This is a genomic window from Micromonospora sp. NPDC005298 (genome assembly GCF_040607375.1).
In the GTDB taxonomy this organism is placed as follows: Bacteria; Actinomycetota; Actinomycetes; order Mycobacteriales; family Micromonosporaceae; genus Micromonospora.
Genome location: NZ_JBEXGP010000015.1, coordinates 126,957 through 142,631 on the forward strand (window position 1 = coordinate 126,957; position 15,675 = coordinate 142,631).

10 protein-coding genes and 1 pseudogene are annotated in these 15,675 nt (G+C 72.4%); 5 read left to right on the plus strand and 6 right to left on the minus strand.

What is annotated here, in order from left to right; translation table 11 throughout:
• The first annotated feature begins 158 nt into the window (after positions 1–158).
• The gene (locus ABZS77_RS20710; RefSeq protein WP_354825066.1) at positions 159–2,210 is read left to right on the plus strand and encodes a TRAP transporter fused permease subunit; all 2,052 of its coding nucleotides are present in this window, start codon (positions 159–161) and stop codon (positions 2,208–2,210) included.
• Positions 2,207–3,226, plus strand: a complete 1,020-nt coding sequence (locus ABZS77_RS20715) for a TAXI family TRAP transporter solute-binding subunit (protein WP_354825016.1) — start codon at positions 2,207–2,209, stop codon at positions 3,224–3,226. Before ABZS77_RS20710 ends, ABZS77_RS20715 begins: the two co-directional genes overlap by 4 nt.
• 7 nt (positions 3,227–3,233) lie before the next feature.
• Here ABZS77_RS20715 and ABZS77_RS20720 read toward each other — a convergent pair whose 3' ends face one another.
• Together ABZS77_RS20720 and dnaG are read right to left on the minus strand one after the other, a co-directional pair.
• Positions 3,234–3,767: a hypothetical protein gene (locus ABZS77_RS20720; RefSeq protein ID WP_354825019.1), complete on the minus strand. Its 534-nt coding sequence runs from the start codon at positions 3,765–3,767 to the stop codon at positions 3,234–3,236.
• 1 nt (position 3,768) lies between these two features.
• Positions 3,769–5,671 (minus strand): annotated as a pseudogene (gene dnaG / locus ABZS77_RS20725) (DNA primase).
• 112 nt (positions 5,672–5,783) lie between these two features.
• Here dnaG and ABZS77_RS20730 point away from each other — a divergent pair.
• Complete coding sequence (locus tag ABZS77_RS20730; protein WP_354825022.1) at positions 5,784–6,980, plus strand: low temperature requirement protein A; 1,197 nt, start codon at positions 5,784–5,786, stop codon at positions 6,978–6,980.
• Positions 6,981–6,987: 7 nt separating this feature from the next.
• On the opposite strand, the gene ABZS77_RS20735 is transcribed toward ABZS77_RS20730, so the two are convergent.
• The 3 genes from ABZS77_RS20735 to ABZS77_RS20745 are packed head-to-tail and all read right to left on the minus strand — an operon-like array spanning position 6,988 to position 9,411.
• Complete coding sequence (locus ABZS77_RS20735; protein WP_354825025.1) at positions 6,988–7,803, minus strand: siderophore-interacting protein; 816 nt, start codon at positions 7,801–7,803, stop codon at positions 6,988–6,990.
• Between the two features lie 14 nt (positions 7,804–7,817).
• Positions 7,818–9,074, minus strand: a complete 1,257-nt coding sequence (locus ABZS77_RS20740; RefSeq protein ID WP_354825028.1) for a deoxyguanosinetriphosphate triphosphohydrolase — start codon at positions 9,072–9,074, stop codon at positions 7,818–7,820.
• Entirely contained in the window at positions 9,058–9,411 is a 354-nt protein-coding gene (locus ABZS77_RS20745; RefSeq protein WP_354825031.1) for a VOC family protein, read from the minus strand. The genes ABZS77_RS20740 and ABZS77_RS20745 overlap by 17 nt, the downstream gene beginning before the upstream one ends.
• Before the next feature lie 252 nt (positions 9,412–9,663).
• Between ABZS77_RS20745 and ABZS77_RS20750 the strand changes: the two genes are divergently transcribed.
• Entirely contained in the window at positions 9,664–10,167 is a 504-nt protein-coding gene (locus tag ABZS77_RS20750; protein ID WP_354825034.1) for a roadblock/LC7 domain-containing protein, read from the plus strand.
• Between the two features lie 43 nt (positions 10,168–10,210).
• Here the strand turns inward: ABZS77_RS20750 and ppdK are convergent, their stop codons facing one another.
• Positions 10,211–12,919, minus strand: a complete 2,709-nt coding sequence (gene ppdK, locus ABZS77_RS20755; protein WP_354825037.1) for a pyruvate, phosphate dikinase — start codon at positions 12,917–12,919, stop codon at positions 10,211–10,213.
• A gap of 314 nt (positions 12,920–13,233) precedes the next feature.
• Between ppdK and ABZS77_RS20760 the strand changes: the two genes are divergently transcribed.
• The gene (locus tag ABZS77_RS20760; protein ID WP_354825040.1) at positions 13,234–14,922 is read left to right on the plus strand and encodes a beta-N-acetylhexosaminidase; all 1,689 of its coding nucleotides are present in this window, start codon (positions 13,234–13,236) and stop codon (positions 14,920–14,922) included.
• Positions 14,923–15,675 lie beyond the last annotated feature (753 nt).

Sequence of the window (15,675 nt, forward strand, 5' to 3'; positions counted from 1 at the left end):
GCCGAAACGCCGTTCGATGCCCCCACCACCCGACCGATCGACGTGTATCGTGCCCCTCTGTGTCGCCCACAAGCGCCGACAGGACAGGCCTCGGTGTCGACCCGACCGGACGCCGCGACGACGACAACCGTTCGGCCGCCGAGCGGGCGACGCAGGACCTGGCCGCCCAGTTCGAGGACGAGAAGCCGGGCCGTGTGCTGTCCGGTCCGGCGGGGTTGCTCCTCACGGCGACGGCGCTGGTGGTCGGTGCGCTCGCCCTCTGGCAGGTGTTCCGCCCGCTGTCGCAGGGCAGCAAGTTCTACCTGATCCTCTTCCTGGCCGGCGTACTCCCGCTCGTCTTCCTCGCCTACCCGGCCGGCCTGCGGCTGCCGGCCCGCCTGCGCGCCCGACGGCACGACGAGGACCGCGTCGACGCGCCGCCGACGTCGACGCGGCCCACCGTGCCGGACATGGCCCTGGCCGCCCTGGCGGTGGCCGCCTGCCTCTACCCGGTCCTGCCGATCCCGCTGGGCGGGGGCGGCGGGGGCTACAACGCCTTCCTCGACCGGCAGGGCCTGCTGGCGCCGACTGACCTGGTGCTGGGCACCGTCCTGCTGCTCCTGCTGCTCGAAGCGTGCCGGCGCACCACCGGCTGGATCCTGCCCGCCGTCTGCCTGCTGTTCCTCGGGTACGGCTACTACGGCGGGCTGCTGCCGCAGTCCTGGCCGGTCGCCCACGCCGGGCTCGACTTCAGCCAACTCGTCGACGCGTTCTACAACTCCGACAGCGGCTTCTACGGCACCCCGCTGGACGTGGCCGCCTCGTACATCGTGCTGTTCACCATCTACGGCGCGGTGCTGGAGCTGTCCGGGGCCGGACGGTTCTTCGTCGAGTTGTCGGCGGCGGCGTTCCGCCGGTCGCGTACCGCCGCCGGCCGCACGGCGGTCGCGTCCGGCTTCCTGCTCGGCACCGTCTCCGGCTCCGGCGCGGCGACGACGGTGAGCATCGGCGCTGTCACCTGGCCGCTGCTGCGCCGCGCCGGCTATCCCCCGGAGCGCGCCGGCGGCATGCTGGCCGCCGCCGGGGTCGGCGCGATCCTGTCACCACCCACCCTGGGCGCGGCGGCGTTCATCATCGCCGAGTACCTGGGCGTCTCCTACCTCCGGGTGCTGGGCTGGGCCACCGTGCCGACGGTGCTCTACTACCTCGGCATCCTGCTCTCCGTGGAGATCGACGCCCGCCGCTCCGGCGTACGCCCGGTGGTGATCGACGTCGGTTCGCCGTGGCGCATGATCGCCCGGTTCGGTTACCACTTCGCCTCGCTGATCGCCATCGTCGTGCTGCTCGCCGTCGGCGTGTCCGCGACGCGGGCCGTCGTCTTCGCCACAGTCCTGGCGGCCGCGCTGTCCTTTTTGGACCGAGCCAACCGACTCACCCCCGCCCGGCTGGTGACCGCGCTCGTCACCGGCGTACGCGGGGTGCTCGCGGTCACCGCCGTCTGCGCCGCCGCCGGCATCATCACGGCGACCACCACGAAGACCGGTCTCGGGCCGCAGGCGGCGGCGCTGCTGGTTGGCGGGGCGAAGGCGGCCACCTCGGACCCGACCCTCGTGCTTGTGCTCACCGCCCTGCTCGCAGCCGTCGCCCTCACCCTGCTGGGCCTGGCCGTGCCGGTCACCGCCTCGTTCGTGATCGGCTGGGTGATCGTCGGCCCGGCCCTTCTCGACCTCGGGGTGACCGCGCCCGCCGCGGCGATGTTCGTCTTCTACTTCGCGGTGCTGTCCGAGGTGTCCCCACCGACCGCGCTCGCCTCGGTGGCCGCCGCCGCCATCACCGGCGGCCGTCTGGTGCCGACCATGTGGCAGACCCTGCGGTACGCGCTGCCGGCCTACCTCACCCCGATCGCCTTCGTCATCACCCCCGCGGGGCTGGGGCTGCTCGGCATCGGGGGCGTGGGACGGATCGCCGTCGCCGCCGTGGTGACCGCCCTGAGCGTGGCGGTGCTCGCCGTCGCCGCCGGTGGCTGGTTGCCCGGCGTCGGCCCCGCCGGTCCCCCGGAGCGCGTGCTCGGCGCCCTCGCCGGCGTCACCCTGCTCTGGCTCGAACCCGTCCCGGTCACGGTCGGCGTCGCACTGGCCGCCGTCGCGGCGGCCGGCGTGTTCGTCAGACGTGCCACCGCCGGCCGACCGTCAGCCGGATCACCAGCCAGTCCCGTGGAGGAGAAACTGTGAGACGAATCGACGTACGGCTCGCCGCCGGCCTGAGCGTGCTCGCCCTCATCACGACCGGCGCCACGGGCTGCGGAGGTCAGCAGGGCGGCGCCGCCAAGGACGACGCGTCCAGCGAGGTGACCTGCGAGGTGGGCCGGGAGACCCGCGTCGGCATCGCCACCGGCAACGCGACGGGCGTGTACTACCCCATCGGCAACGCCCTGGCCGGGCAGCTGTCCGGGGCGACCGGCGGCAAGCTCACCGGCACCGCCGCCGAGACCGGCGCCTCGGTGCAGAACGTCGAACAGCTCGTCAGCGGCCAGTACGACGTGGCGTTCTCGCTGTTCGACACGGCAGTCAACGCGGTCGAGGGCAAGGACAACTTCACCGCGCCGCAGCCGGTCGAGGCGCTGGCGCGCATCTACGACAACTACACGCAGGTGGTGGTCCGCAAGGATTCCGGGATCACCTCGGTCGCCGGCATGCGCGGCAAGCGGATCTCCACCGGCTCCCCGAAGTCCGGCACCGAGGTGATCGCCAACCGGCTGCTGGAGGCCGCGGGCCTCGACCCGGCCAAGGACGTCCGGGCGCAGCGGCTCGACCTCACCAAGACGGTCGAGGGCATCAAGGACGGCAGTATCGACGGGCTCTTCTGGTCCGGAGGCCTGCCCACGGGTGGCCTGACCGACCTGTTCACCACCGCCGGCGACACCGTGACGTTCGTCGAACTCGCGTCCCTGCTGCCGAAGATGGCCGCGCTGAGCCCCGGCTACCAGTCCGGCACGATCGGGCGGGACGTGTACCGGACGGCGGCCGACACGCCCACCATCGTCGTGCCGAACGTGCTGCTGGTGCGCAAGGACCTGGACGCCAACGTCGCCTGCGCGATCACCCGGACGGTGTTCGACAAGCGTGACGTCCTGGCCCAGGCCAACCCGGCGGCCAAGGGGATCTCGCTGGAGAGGGCCCGTCGGACCCTCCCGGTGCCGCTGCACCGGGGCGCCGACAAGGCGTTGAAGGATCTCGGCGCGAGCTGACGGTCGGTCAGTCGGCCGGCGCGGTGGCGGCGCAGGCCACGGCGACCAGACGGTCGGTCTCGGTGAGCAGGGTGTCGTCGTCCGCCGGGGTGCCGGGGTCGAGCCGGACGGTCCAGGTCAGACCGTCGCGCCCGGCCACCCGCCGGGCCGCGACCCGCGCCGCGCCGCCGGGCACCCGGTGGTGTTCGGTGTAGGCGACCGAGCGGGTCACCCGTGCCCGTACCTGGTGCGGCAGCTCACCCGGGTCGAGCAGCAGGTACGTCTCGGCGGGTCCGTCGACGACCAGCGCGTACGAGTCGCGCTCGGCGACGGGTTCGGCGGGCGTGACAGTCAACTCCCGACCCGACCACACGGCCTTGAGGATGTCGTGCCAGCCGAGGCGGTGGCCCCGGCCGGGCAGCCAAAGGCCGAGGTTGCTGGCCACGACGACCCCGTCGCCCTCGCCGTTGCCCGCGGCTGCCCAGGCGAGCACCCGCTCGTCGGCTGCCAGCGGAGGCCGGTTGGCCGGGGGCAGCTTCGGTTTGCGGCTGAACAACCCCATCTCACAGCCCTCCCGCGGCCTGCTCGCGCAACGCCCGGGCGTGCTGCTCCAGTGACAGCAGCTCGCCGAAGGCGGCGAAGTAGTCGTCCTTGTTGTTGACCGGGTTGATCCGTTGGATCCGGGACTTGAGTTCCTGGATGCGGGCGGTCACCGACCCGAACTGCACCCGCGCCATGGTGATCGACACGTAGCGCGGGTCCGGTTCGCCGTCGATCCGCAGCGGCTCCACCGCCAGCTCACCGACGAGCGCCGCCGCGGCCAGGTCGGCACAGGAGTCGCGGACCTTCTCGATCCAGACCGCGCCGCCGGTCGCCGACACGGCCCCACCGGCCGCCGCGATGGCCGTACGCACCGCCACGTGCACCGGGTGGCGGTACTCGGTGTCCTCGACCGTGTCGAACATCGGCCCGGCCAGCACCGGCTGTTGCAGGGCCAGCTTCAGCGCCTCCCGTTCGACCATCGACTGCGGGCTGTCCACCGCCGGCTCCGGTCGGGCCTGGGCGGGTCGGGCGGGGGTCGCGGCGTCCCGGCCGACGGCCGGCGGGGTGTTCGCGGCGGCGAGCACCGCGCGCTGCACCGGCTCGATCTCCATGCCGAGGTCCATGGCGAGCTTGCGGACGTACTCGGGGCGCTTCTCCCGGTCCTTCAGTTGCGCGACCAGCGGCGCGGCCCGGCGCATCGCCTCGACCCGGCCGTCGACCGTGTCCAGGTCGAAGCGGCTCAGCTCGTGCCGCAGCGCGAAGTCGACGAGCGGCTCACGCCGGGCCACCAGGTCGCGCACCGCCAGGTCACCCTTGGCGAGTCGCAGCTCGCACGGGTCCATGTTGTCGGGGCTGACCGCGATGAACGTCCGGCCCACGAAGCGCTGGTCGTCGGAGAAGGCGCGCAGCGCGGCCTTCTGCCCGGCGGCGTCCCCGTCGAAGGTGAAGATGATCTCGCCGGCCACCGAGTCGGTGTCCAGCAGGAGCCGGCGCAGCACGCCGATGTGGTCCGCGCCGAACGCGGTGCCGCACGTCGCCACCGCCGTGGTCACCCCGGCCAGGTGGCAGGCCATCACGTCGGTGTACCCCTCGACGATCACCGCCCGGCCCTGCTTGGCGATCTCCCGTTTGGCCTGGTCGATGCCGTAGAGCACGTGCGACTTCTTGTAGATCGGCGTCTCGGGGGTGTTCAGGTACTTCGGACCGTCGTCGTCGTCGAAGAGCTTGCGCGCCCCGAAGCCGATCACATCGCCGGTGAGGTCCCGGATCGGCCAGAGCAGCCGGCGCCGGAACCTGTCGATGAGCGTCCCGGAGCGCGACTCCCTGGACAGCCCGGCCGTCACCAGCTCCTGGTGGGTGAAGCCCTGCTGGCGCAGGTGCTTGGTGAGCGGATCCCAGCCCTCGGGGGCGAAGCCGCAGCCGTAGCGCTCGGCGGCGGCCCGGTCGAAGCCCCGCTGCGCCAGGAACTCGCGCGCCGGGCGGGCGCCGGCGGTGCTGAGCTGCGCCCGGTAGAACTCGACAGCGGCGGCGTGCGCGGCCACCAGACGCTGACGCTGACCCTGCTGAGGGCGGGGACGCGGCGTGTTCCCGTCGTCCTGGACGTAGCGCAGCTGGATGCCGGCGCGGCCCGCCAACCGCTCGACGGACTCGACGAAGCTGAGATGCTCGGCGTCCATCAGGAACTTGATCGCGTCGCCGCCCGCGCCGCAGCCGAAGCAGTACCAGACGTTGCGGGCCGGAGACACGTTGAACGACGGGCTCTTCTCGTCGTGGAACGGGCACAGCCCCTTGAGGTTGCCGCCACCGGCGGATTTCAGGGTGACCGTCTCGGAGATCACATCCCCGATCGAGGTGCGTTCCCGGACCAGTGCGATGTCCTCGTCCCGGATCCGCCCAGCCATGCGCCACCCCCTCGGCGTACATCCTGCCCTGCCGGACCGACGACGTGCCCGCCGGGGGACGCCGGTGTGGCGACCACCGCCGCGGCTCGCCGGTTTCCGCCCGTGGGCCCGGGCCGCCCGGGGAGCATGACCAGATGCGCAGGGTACGCACCGACGGTGTCCACTGGCCGGGCCGGCTGACCGGCCGGCTCGGGCTGCGCGGCGCCGAACCCCGGGCGGACGAGGACGGGCACCGGCACGCCACCTGGCTGGAACTCTTCCTCGACCTCATCTTCGTGTACGCGCTGGCCGCCGTGGTGGCCAGGTTGGGCAGCGACCCGACGCCGGCGCCGACGGAGGTGCTGGCCGTGCTCGGCCTCTTCGTGGTGGTCCAGTGGGCGTGGGTGGGGCAGGTCTACTACGACACCCGGTTCGACCCGGACGACGCCCCGCACCGCATCCTGGTGCTCGTCGCGCTGATCGGCGCGGGCGCCATGACGCTCGGCGTCGACGAGGTACCCGAGAGCGTGCTCCTGCCGGTCGGATACCTGATCGTGCGGGGCGTGCTGCTCCTGCTGTACCTGCGGGCCCGGCCGACCAGCCCGATGGCCCGCACGGTGACGTCGGTGTACCTGACCGGCTTCGGTACGGGCTGGCTGATCTGGCTGGCCTCGCTGGCGGCCCCCGCCACGGCCCGCCCGGTGCTGTGGGTCGTCGCCATGGCCATCGAGCTGGCCACCCCCTGGGTCGGGCGGCGCTGGCTGGACCGGTGGCCGGTGGACAACCGGCACCTGCCGGAGCGGATCGGGCAGTTCACCATCATCGTCCTGGGCAGCGCCCTGGCCAGCCTGCTCTTCGCGGTGCCCGACCATCCGGACCCGTACATGATCGCCACCGCCGGGGTGGCGTTCCTGGTGCCGGCGGCCGTCTGGTGGGTCTACACCACGTTCGTCACCACCCGCCTGTTGCAGACCCGGCTGCGCGGCGGGCAGGCCTACAGCTATCTGCACCTTCCGCTGGACGGTGCGCTGCTGCTGCTCGGCTGGGCGCTCGGGCAGGTGGTCCGGCTGGTCGACGACGACGCGGCGCGGCTGCCGCTGGAGGTGCGGGTGGTGCTGGCCGCCTCCGTGCTGGTCTGGATGCTCTGCGGGCTGGTGTTGTACTGGCTGTGGAGCCGGCCGAGCGCCGCCCGGCTGGCGATCACCGGCTACGGGATCGTCGCGACGAGCGTGGTCGCCGCGACGGTCAGCGAACCACGACTCCTGCTGGTCCTGCTGGCGCTGGTGATCGCCGGATACGCCGTGCTGCTCACCCGCCGGCTCACCGCCGACAGCCAGGAGACCGACCCCTGACCGGCGCTCAGGCCGCCGTCGCCTCCTCGGCCGCCACCTGGCGGTTCCAGTCGGCCTTGGTGGAGCGCCAACCCTCGTCGTCCATACCGCGCCGCCAGTAACCGGAGATGGAGAGCCGGTCGGCGGGCACACCCCGCTCGGCGCGCAGCAGCCGGCGCAGCTCACGGACGAACGTCGCCTCACCGTGCACGAAGGCGTGCACCTGGCCGGGCGGGAACTCCAACTCGCGTACCGCCGCCACCAGTGCGGCGCCCACCGGCGCCGCCCCCCGGTGCAGCCAGGTGAGCTGGACCGCGCCGGGACTGAGCAGCTTCTGCTCCTCGGCCGGGTCGGCGATCTCCACGAACACGTGCGCCGGAGCGCCCAACGGCAGCCGCTCCAGGGCCGCGGCGATCGCCGGCAACGCGCTCTCGTCACCGACCAGCAGGTGCCAGTCCGCGTCCGGGCTCGGCGCGTACGCCCCGCCGGGGCCGATGAAGTGCACCGGGTCGCCGGGGCGCAACGCGGCGGCCCACGGGCCGGCGAGCCCCTCGTCGCCGTGGTGCACCACGTCCACAGTCAACTCCTCGGCAAGCGGATCCCACCGCCGCACGGTGTACGCGCGCAGCCGGGGCCACTGCTCCCGGGGCAGGTCCCGACGGATCACCGCCATGTCCATAGGCTGCGGATAGACCACACCCGGCTGTGGGAAGACCAGCTTGATGTAGTGGTCGGTGAACTCCCCGACAGGCAGGTCGGCGAGCGCGTCCCCACCGAGGACGAGCCGGATCACGTGCGGGGTGGGTCGCTCGGTGCGCAGCACCTGGACCGAGGTGACCGTCATGTTGTTAGGTTATCCTAAGTCGCCGGCGTGCCGTCCCCCACCAGACGGGTGTGCCACGTCACCGCCGCCGGGTCGGTGAGCGAGGCGACCTGGTCGATCACCACCCGCAGCCGGGCCGCGTCGTCGGGAGCGGCCCGCCACAGCGGCGCGAAGACCGGATCCAGCCCGTCCGGCGCCCGCCGAAGCAGCGCCGCCACCACCTCCGCCAACATCGTGCGCTGCCGCTCGTAACGGCCCCGAAAGCCCGTACGGCGCATCACGTAGCGCAACGCGATGCCCTTGAGCAGGGCGCACTGCGCCCGGGCCAGGCGCGGCACCACCAGATCGGCGGCGTAACGGCGATGCGGGCCGGGGCCGGAACGCTCCTCGGTCGCGGCGACCGCCGCCGACACGAACCGACCCGTCAACCCGCTGGTCGTGGCCTTCAACGCCACCTGGGCGCGCTGGCTGCCGTCGTACCCGGCGAGCGGTGCGAGCAGCGGATCGGCCAGCAACGCCACAAGCACCTCCGCCAGGTCGCCTGCCGACTCCCCCGAGTACGTCGCCGCCACGTCGGCGCAGAGCGCGGCCCGCTCGTCGCCGTCGTCGAGCAGCGGACGCAACGTGACGTACCCGCCGTGCACGCCGTCCTCCACGTCGTGCACCGAGTACGCGACGTCGTCGGCCCAGTCCATCACCTGGGCCTCCAGGCAGCGCCGCTCCCCCGGCGCACCCGCCCGGATCCAGTCGAAGACCGCCGTGTCGTCGGCGTACACCCCGAACTTGCGCTGCCCGGCTCGGCGCGGCCACGGATACTTACCGATCGCGTCCAGCGACGCCCGGGTCAGGTTCAGACCGGCGGACGAGCCGTCCGGGGCGAGCACCTTCGCCTCCAGGCGGGTCAGCACCCGCAGCGTCTGCGCGTTGCCCTCGAAACCGCCGCAGGGCGTGGCGAGCAGATCCAGCGCCGCCTCCCCGTTGTGCCCGAACGGCGGATGCCCGAGGTCGTGGGCCAACCCCGCGACGTCCACCACGTCCGGGTCACACCCCAGCCGGGCACCCATCTCCCGGGCGATCTGCGCCACCTCCAGCGAGTGGGTCAGCCGGGTACGCAGGAAGTCGTCGGTGCCGGCGGTGTGCACCTGGGTCTTGGTGGCCAACCGGCGGAACGCCGCCGAGTGCAGCACCCGGGCCCGGTCACGCTCGTACGGCGACCGGCGGTGCCCGGTGTCCTTCGGCGGCTCGGGGATCAGCCGGGCGTCCGCCGCAGCGGGCTCACTCCTCGCGCTCACGGAGCACGCAGAACTCGTTGCCCTCCGGGTCGGCCAGCACCGTCCAGTCGACGTCGCCCTGGCCGATGTCGACGTGCCGGGCGCCCATGTCGACCAGGCGCTCGACCTCGGCCTCCCGGTCGGCGGGCCGCAGATCCAGGTGCAGCCGGTTCTTGCGGTCCTTGCCGTCGGCAGCCGGCACGAAGACCAGGCCGGGCAGGCGGTCGGCGGACTGGCGGATCTCCACCTCGTCGGGCTTCTCGGTGACGACCTGATAGCCGAGCGCCTCGGCCCACCAGCGGGCCAGTCGGGCCGGATCACGGGCGTCGACGGTCAGGCTCTCCCAGACGCTGGTCATGCAGTCACCCTTCCCCCTCGACGGCGTACGCAGTCGGCCGTGTGCGAGGAGCCAAGATTACGCCCGCCACGACCGTTCGGCCTGCCCACGACGCATCGACGCCGGGTCCACAACCGCCGATTGGCCGGCAGTTGTCGACCGATCGCCGAGGGTCACGGGCTCGCGGACGGAGGTGGCCGCCGGTAGCGTTCCCAGCGCGGAACGTGACCAGTCGACCGACGCGCGGAGCCCGACCGGTAAGGGGAGAGTCTCGTGGACGCAGACGCGGTGATGGGTACGGAACTACGCGGGCTGCGCCGACGCCGGCCGGACGTCACCGGCACCGTGCTGGCCGGCACCGACGGGCTGCTCATCTCCAGCGACCTGCCGAGCACCGACGCCACCCACCTCGCCGCACTCGCCGCGGCCAGTTTCGGGCTCGGTCACCGGGTGGCCGACACCGTCCGGCGGGGCGAGTTCCGCGAGTCGGTGCTCCGCACCACAGCCGGCTGCGTGGTGACCTACCCGGCCGGGCGCACCGCGCTGCTGACCCTGGTCACCGCGTCGTCCACCCAGGACCTGGAGGCGCTGCACGAGGAGGCCCGGGCGGTGGCCCACCGGGCCGGCTCGTTGTGGGACACCCGCCTCAGGGGGTCGACCGTCGCCGCCCCCGCTCCGGACGCGCACGCGCCGCTGGCCGTGCGTACCCCGATGGCGACCCTGCCGACGCAGCTGCGTCGCTCGTCCCGACCCACCTGGCGTCGCCCGCCGATCTGACCGCCGGCGGCGACCGGGTGACCCCGGCCGCCACCGGCCCGCGTCAGCGGCTGTCCGACCCGCCGGTCTCCACGACCGCCCGGCCCGCCTCGAGCCGGGCCACCGGCACCCGGAACGGCGAGCAGGACACGTAGTCCAGGCCGACCTCGTGGAAGAAGTGCACCGAGTCCGGGTCGCCGCCGTGCTCACCGCAGACGCCGAGCTTCAGCCCGGGCCGGGCGGCCCGGCCCTCCTCGGCGGCGATCCGCACCAGCCGGCCGACGCCGTCGCGGTCGATCGACTCGAACGGTGAGATGCCGAAGATGCCCAGCTCCAGGTAGCGCCAGAAGAACGCGCCCTCGACGTCGTCGCGGGAGAAACCCCAGCCCATCTGGGTCAGGTCGTTGGTGCCGAAGGAGAAGAACTCGGCCGCCTCGGCGATCTGCCCGGCGGTCAGCGCCGCCCGGGGCACCTCGATCATGGTGCCGATCAGCACCTCGACCCCGCTGTCCCCGACCACCTCCGCGATGATCTTCTCGGCCTCGGCGCGGACCGTCTCCAGCTCCTGCACGGCACCGACCAGCGGCACCATGATCTCCGGCTTGGCGACCCGACCCTGACGGGCGCAGGTGACGGCCGCCTCGGCGATGGCCCGCACCTGCATCGCGAACAGGCCGGGGATGACCAGGCCGAGGCGCACGCCCCGCAGCCCGAGCATCGGGTTCTCCTCGTGCATCCGCCGGACGGCGGCGAGCAGGGCCTCCTCCTTGGCGACGTCCTCGCCGCGCTCCTGCGCGACCGCCACGTTGACCGCGAGCTGCTCCAACGGAGGCAGGAACTCGTGCAGCGGCGGGTCGATCAGGCGCACCGTGACGGGTAGCCCGTCCATCTCGCGGAAGATCTCCTCGAAGTCGGCCCGCTGCAACGGCAGCAGCGCCTCCAGCGCCGCCTCCCGCTCGCCCGGGGCGCGGGCCAGGATCAGCCGCTCGACCAGCTCCCGCCGGTCACCGAGGAACATGTGCTCGGTGCGGCACAACCCGATGCCCTCGGCGCCGAAGCGTCGCGCCCGGGCCGCGTCCGCGCCGGTGTCGGCGTTCGTGCGGACCGCGAGCCGCCGCTTGCCGTCGGCGTGCGTCATGATCCGGTGTACGGCCCGGACCAGCGCGTTGTCGATGTGCTCGGGGTCGAGGCTGCCCTCGAAGTACTGCACGACCTCGGACGGCATGACCGGCACCTCGCCGAGGTAGACCTTGCCGGTGGTGCCGTCGATGGACACGACGTCACCCTCGTTGACGGTCTGCCCGGCCACGGTGAAGCGTTTCGCCGGCACGTTCACGTCGATCTCGTCGGCGCCGGAGACGCAGGTCTTGCCCATGCCCCGGGCCACCACCGCCGCGTGGCTGGTCTTGCCGCCACGCGAGGTCAGGATGCCCTTGGCGGCGATCATGCCGTTCAGGTCGTCCGGGTTGGTCTCCCGGCGGACCAGGATCACCGACCTGCCCTCGGCGGCCAGCTCGACGGCCCGCGCGGAGGTGAAGACCACGGTGCCGGACGCCGCGCCGGGCGACGCGCCGATGCCCTTGGCGACCGGCTGGAACTCGTGGTCGAGCTGGAAGCGGGGGAACATCAGCTGGGCCAGCTGCGCGCCGTTGACCCGGTGCAGCGCCTCGTCCAGGTCGATCAGACCCTCGTCGACGAGTTGGCCGGCGATGACGAACGCGGCGGCGGCCGTACGCTTGCCGACCCGGGTCTGCAACATCCACAGCTTGCCGCGCTCGATGGTGAACTCGATGTCGCAGAGGTCCTTGTAGTGCTCCTCCAGCCGGGCCATGATGCCGAGCAGCTCGTCGTAGGAGGACTTGTCGAGCTGCTCCAGCTCCTGCAACGGCACCGTGTTGCGGATGCCGGCGACGACGTCCTCGCCCTGCGCGTTGGCCAGGTAGTCGCCGTAGATGCCCTGCGCCCCGCTGCCCGGGTCGCGGGTGAACGCGACGCCGGTGCCGGAGTCGGGGCCGAGGTTGCCGAAGACCATGCTCACCACGTTGACCGCGGTGCCGAGGTCGGCCGGGATGCGCTCCTGGCGGCGGTAGAGGACCGCGCGCTCGGCGTTCCACGACTCGAAGACCGCCCGGATGGCCAGGTCGAGCTGTTCACGCGGCTGCTGCGGGAACTCCCGACCGGTGTGCTTCACGAAGATCTTCTTGTACGCGTCGACCAGCCGCCGCAGGTCGTCGGCGTCCAGATCCAGGTCGTTGGAGGTGCCCTTGGCGTTCTTGGCCTCGTCGAGGGCGTGCTCGAACTCCTCGCCCGGCACCTCGCAGACGGTCTTGCCAAACATCTGGATGAGGCGGCGGTAGGAGTCCCAGGCGAACCTGTCGTTCCCGCCCGCCTGGGCGGAGAGTCCGACCACGCTCTGGTCGTTGAGGCCGACGTTGAGGACGGTCTCCATCATGCCGGGCATGGAGAACTTCGCGCCGGAGCGTACGGACACCAGCAGGGGGTCCTGCGGGTCGCCGAGGCGCTTGCCCATGGCGCTCTCCAGTGACTCCAGGTGCTTCTCGATCTGACCGGCGAGTCCGTCGGGCTCCCGCCCGGTCGTGAGGTACGCCTGGCAGGCCTCGGTGGTGATGGTGAAGCCGGGGGGCACGGGCAGACCGAGGTTCGTCATCTCGGCGAGGTTGGCCCCCTTGCCGCCGAGCAGGTCCTTGAGATCCTTGTTTCCTTCAGAGAAGTCGTAGACGTACTTGTGATCGACGGTCTCTTGCGCTGCCACCAGAGCCTCCACAACACACGCGCCGGATTGACACTTAACGAAGGTTCAGTTTTCTTCTACCCCGCAGCGGACCACCGGTAATCCCGGGTCGACGCCGATCGGTGGGCGAAGGTTAAGCGAACATCGAGCGACCTGGGACCGTTCGGTGACAATTGGCACAGCCATCACGACTATCCGTGTTCGTACCAGTTTTTGGGAACGCTTCCATGCGCACCATCACGCATCCCGGCCGACCGCCGTACGCTGGATGGCACGCCAGCCGGTGAACGTCGCTTTTGCCATAACCGACGCGAATACACCCCGGAGTCGCCGCCGTGTCGACCACCCCCTCCCCCACGCCACTGCCGGTCCGGGAGCCGGACGCGGCCACGCTGGCCCGCACTGCCGAGCAGACCGCGGTCACGGTGCTCACCGCGGCGACCCCGCACCGGCTCTCCGACGTCGTGCCCGCCCCTGAGCAGGTCCAGCCCGACCCGACAGCGGACTGGGTGCTGCCGGCCGAAGCGGCGATCGTGGTCAGCGCCCACCCGGCCGCGCTGGCCGTCGCCGAGCACCTCGCCGAGCTGCTGCGCCCGGCCACCGGCTACCCGCTGCCGGTCACCGAGGCCGCCGCCCACCCGCTGCCGGTCGCCGAGGCCGCCGGGCCGGGGGCGGTCGGGGGCATCGCGCTGCTGCTGGACGAGACCGCCCATCTCGGCGCTGAGGGCTACCGGCTCGACATAACCCCCGACGGGGTACGCCTCACCGCCGTCACCGCCACCGGCCTCCTGCACGGCGTGCAGACCCTGCGCCAACTGTTGCCGCCGGCGATCGAGAGCCCGACCCCGGTCGCCGCGCACTGGGCGCTGCCCGGCGGGACGATCACCGACGCACCCCGGTTCCCGTACCGGGGCGCGATGCTCGACGTAGCGCGGCACTTCTTCGCCGTCGAGGACGTACTGCGGGTCATCGACCACCTGGCCCGCTACAAGCTCAACCACCTGCACCTACACCTCACCGACGACCAGGGCTGGCGGATCGCCGTCGACTCCTGGCCGAGGCTGACCACCGTCGGCGGGGCGACCGAGGTCGGCGGCGGCCCCGGCGGGCACTACACGAAGGCCGACTACGCGCAGATCGTCTCGTACGCGGCGGCCCGGCACATCACCGTCGTCCCGGAGATCGACCTCCCCGGCCACACCAACGCGGCGCTGGTCGCGTACCCCGAACTGGCACCGGACAAGCTCGCACCACCGCCGTACACCGGCACCGAGGTCGGTTTCAGCTACGTCGACCCGACCGACGAGCGGACGTACGACTTCATCGCCGACGTGCTGGGGGAGGTGGCCGCGCTCACCCCCGGGCCGTGGCTGCACATCGGCGGCGACGAGGCGTTCAAGGTCACCGGCGAGGTCTACACCGGTTTCGTCGAGCGGGTCCAGCGCATCGTGGCCGACCTCGGTAAGACCGTCGTGGGCTGGCACCAGCTCGCACCGGCCGCCCACCTCGACGGCCGGGTCCTGCAGTGGTGGGGCACCGCCGGTGCCGACCCCACCACCGCCGAAGCTGTACGTCAGGGCGCCCGGCTGATCCTCTCCCCCGGCAACCATGCCTACCTGGACATGAAGTACGCCCCGGACACCCCGATCGGGCACGACTGGGCCGGCCTGATCGACGTACGAAAGGCGTACGACTGGGACCCGGGCACGCACGTCGCAGGCGTACCGGCCGAGGCCGTCCTCGGTGTGGAGGCCCCGCTCTGGACCGAATCGGTCACCTCGCTGGCCGACATCGAGTTCCTGCTCCTGCCCCGGCTCCCCGCCATCGCCGAGCTGGGCTGGTCCAGCCGGGAGACCCACGACTGGGCCGACTTCCGTGACCGGCTGGCCGGTCAGGGCCCGCGCTGGGCGACCGCCGGCATCACCTTCCACCGCGCGCCCGAAATCACCTGGCCGACCACCCCCACCATCCCCACCATCCCCACCCAGCACGACATGCCCCAGACCGACATCGCCGCCCGCTGAGCGACCCGCGTTCGCGGGGGCCTCCGGTCCCCATCCAGCCGCGCAACCGGTCACCGCGACAGGTGCCGCCTGTCGCAACCGGTCACCGCGACATGTGCCGCCTTGTCTCAACCGGTGCACCGCGACACGTGCCGCCTTATGGGCGATTTATCTGTTTGGTTCGGGCCCTGCCCGCCTGACGCAGGTGGCGGATGTCGTCCCGTGGCCGGCGCCACCCTGGCGGCGGAATCGTGGGCCGGGCGGGGTCGTTATACCTGGCATGCCGCCGCGACTTCGGGTCGTGGGGCGCGGCAGCCGCCGGGAACACCCGACAGGCCGCCCCGGTTACATCCCCCGGACCACCCGCCGCCAGCTGGCGGAGCGCCGGCCCGGCCGATTACCACCCCGGGAGGCGCGACAGAGCCGGAAGCCAGGCGGAGTGACCCGCCGGCCCGGCCGGTTACCCAACCCGGGAGCACGACAAGCCGAAGCCAGGCGGAATGACCCGCCGACCCGGCCGGTCACACACCTCAGCACCCCCGAGCACCACAAGCCGGGAGCCAGGCGGGAATGAGCCGCCGCCCCGCACCGTTACACCCTTCCCCGACGCCGGCCCCGGTGGCCGCCGGGCAAGAACCCCCACGACTCTCCCCCGCTTTGCACGTGCGGCACGCCCCCCGGGTGTGTCGTGTACCCCCGACAGGCAGAGGAGCACGCCATCATGCGTACCGATCTGATCCGTAAGACCGCCCTGACCGCCGCTGGCCTGGCCTT

Excerpts from the sequence above, each read along its gene's own strand:
- ABZS77_RS20720 (WP_354825019.1), bottom strand. The coding sequence starts at position 3,767 with ATGGGGTTGTTCAGCCGCAAACCGAAGCTGCCCCCGGCCAACCGGCCT.
- ABZS77_RS20730 (WP_354825022.1), top strand. The coding sequence starts at position 5,784 with ATGCGCAGGGTACGCACCGACGGTGTCCACTGGCCGGGCCGGCTGACC.
- ABZS77_RS20735 (WP_354825025.1), bottom strand. The coding sequence starts at position 7,803 with ATGACGGTCACCTCGGTCCAGGTGCTGCGCACCGAGCGACCCACCCCG.
- ABZS77_RS20745 (WP_354825031.1), bottom strand. The coding sequence starts at position 9,411 with ATGACCAGCGTCTGGGAGAGCCTGACCGTCGACGCCCGTGATCCGGCC.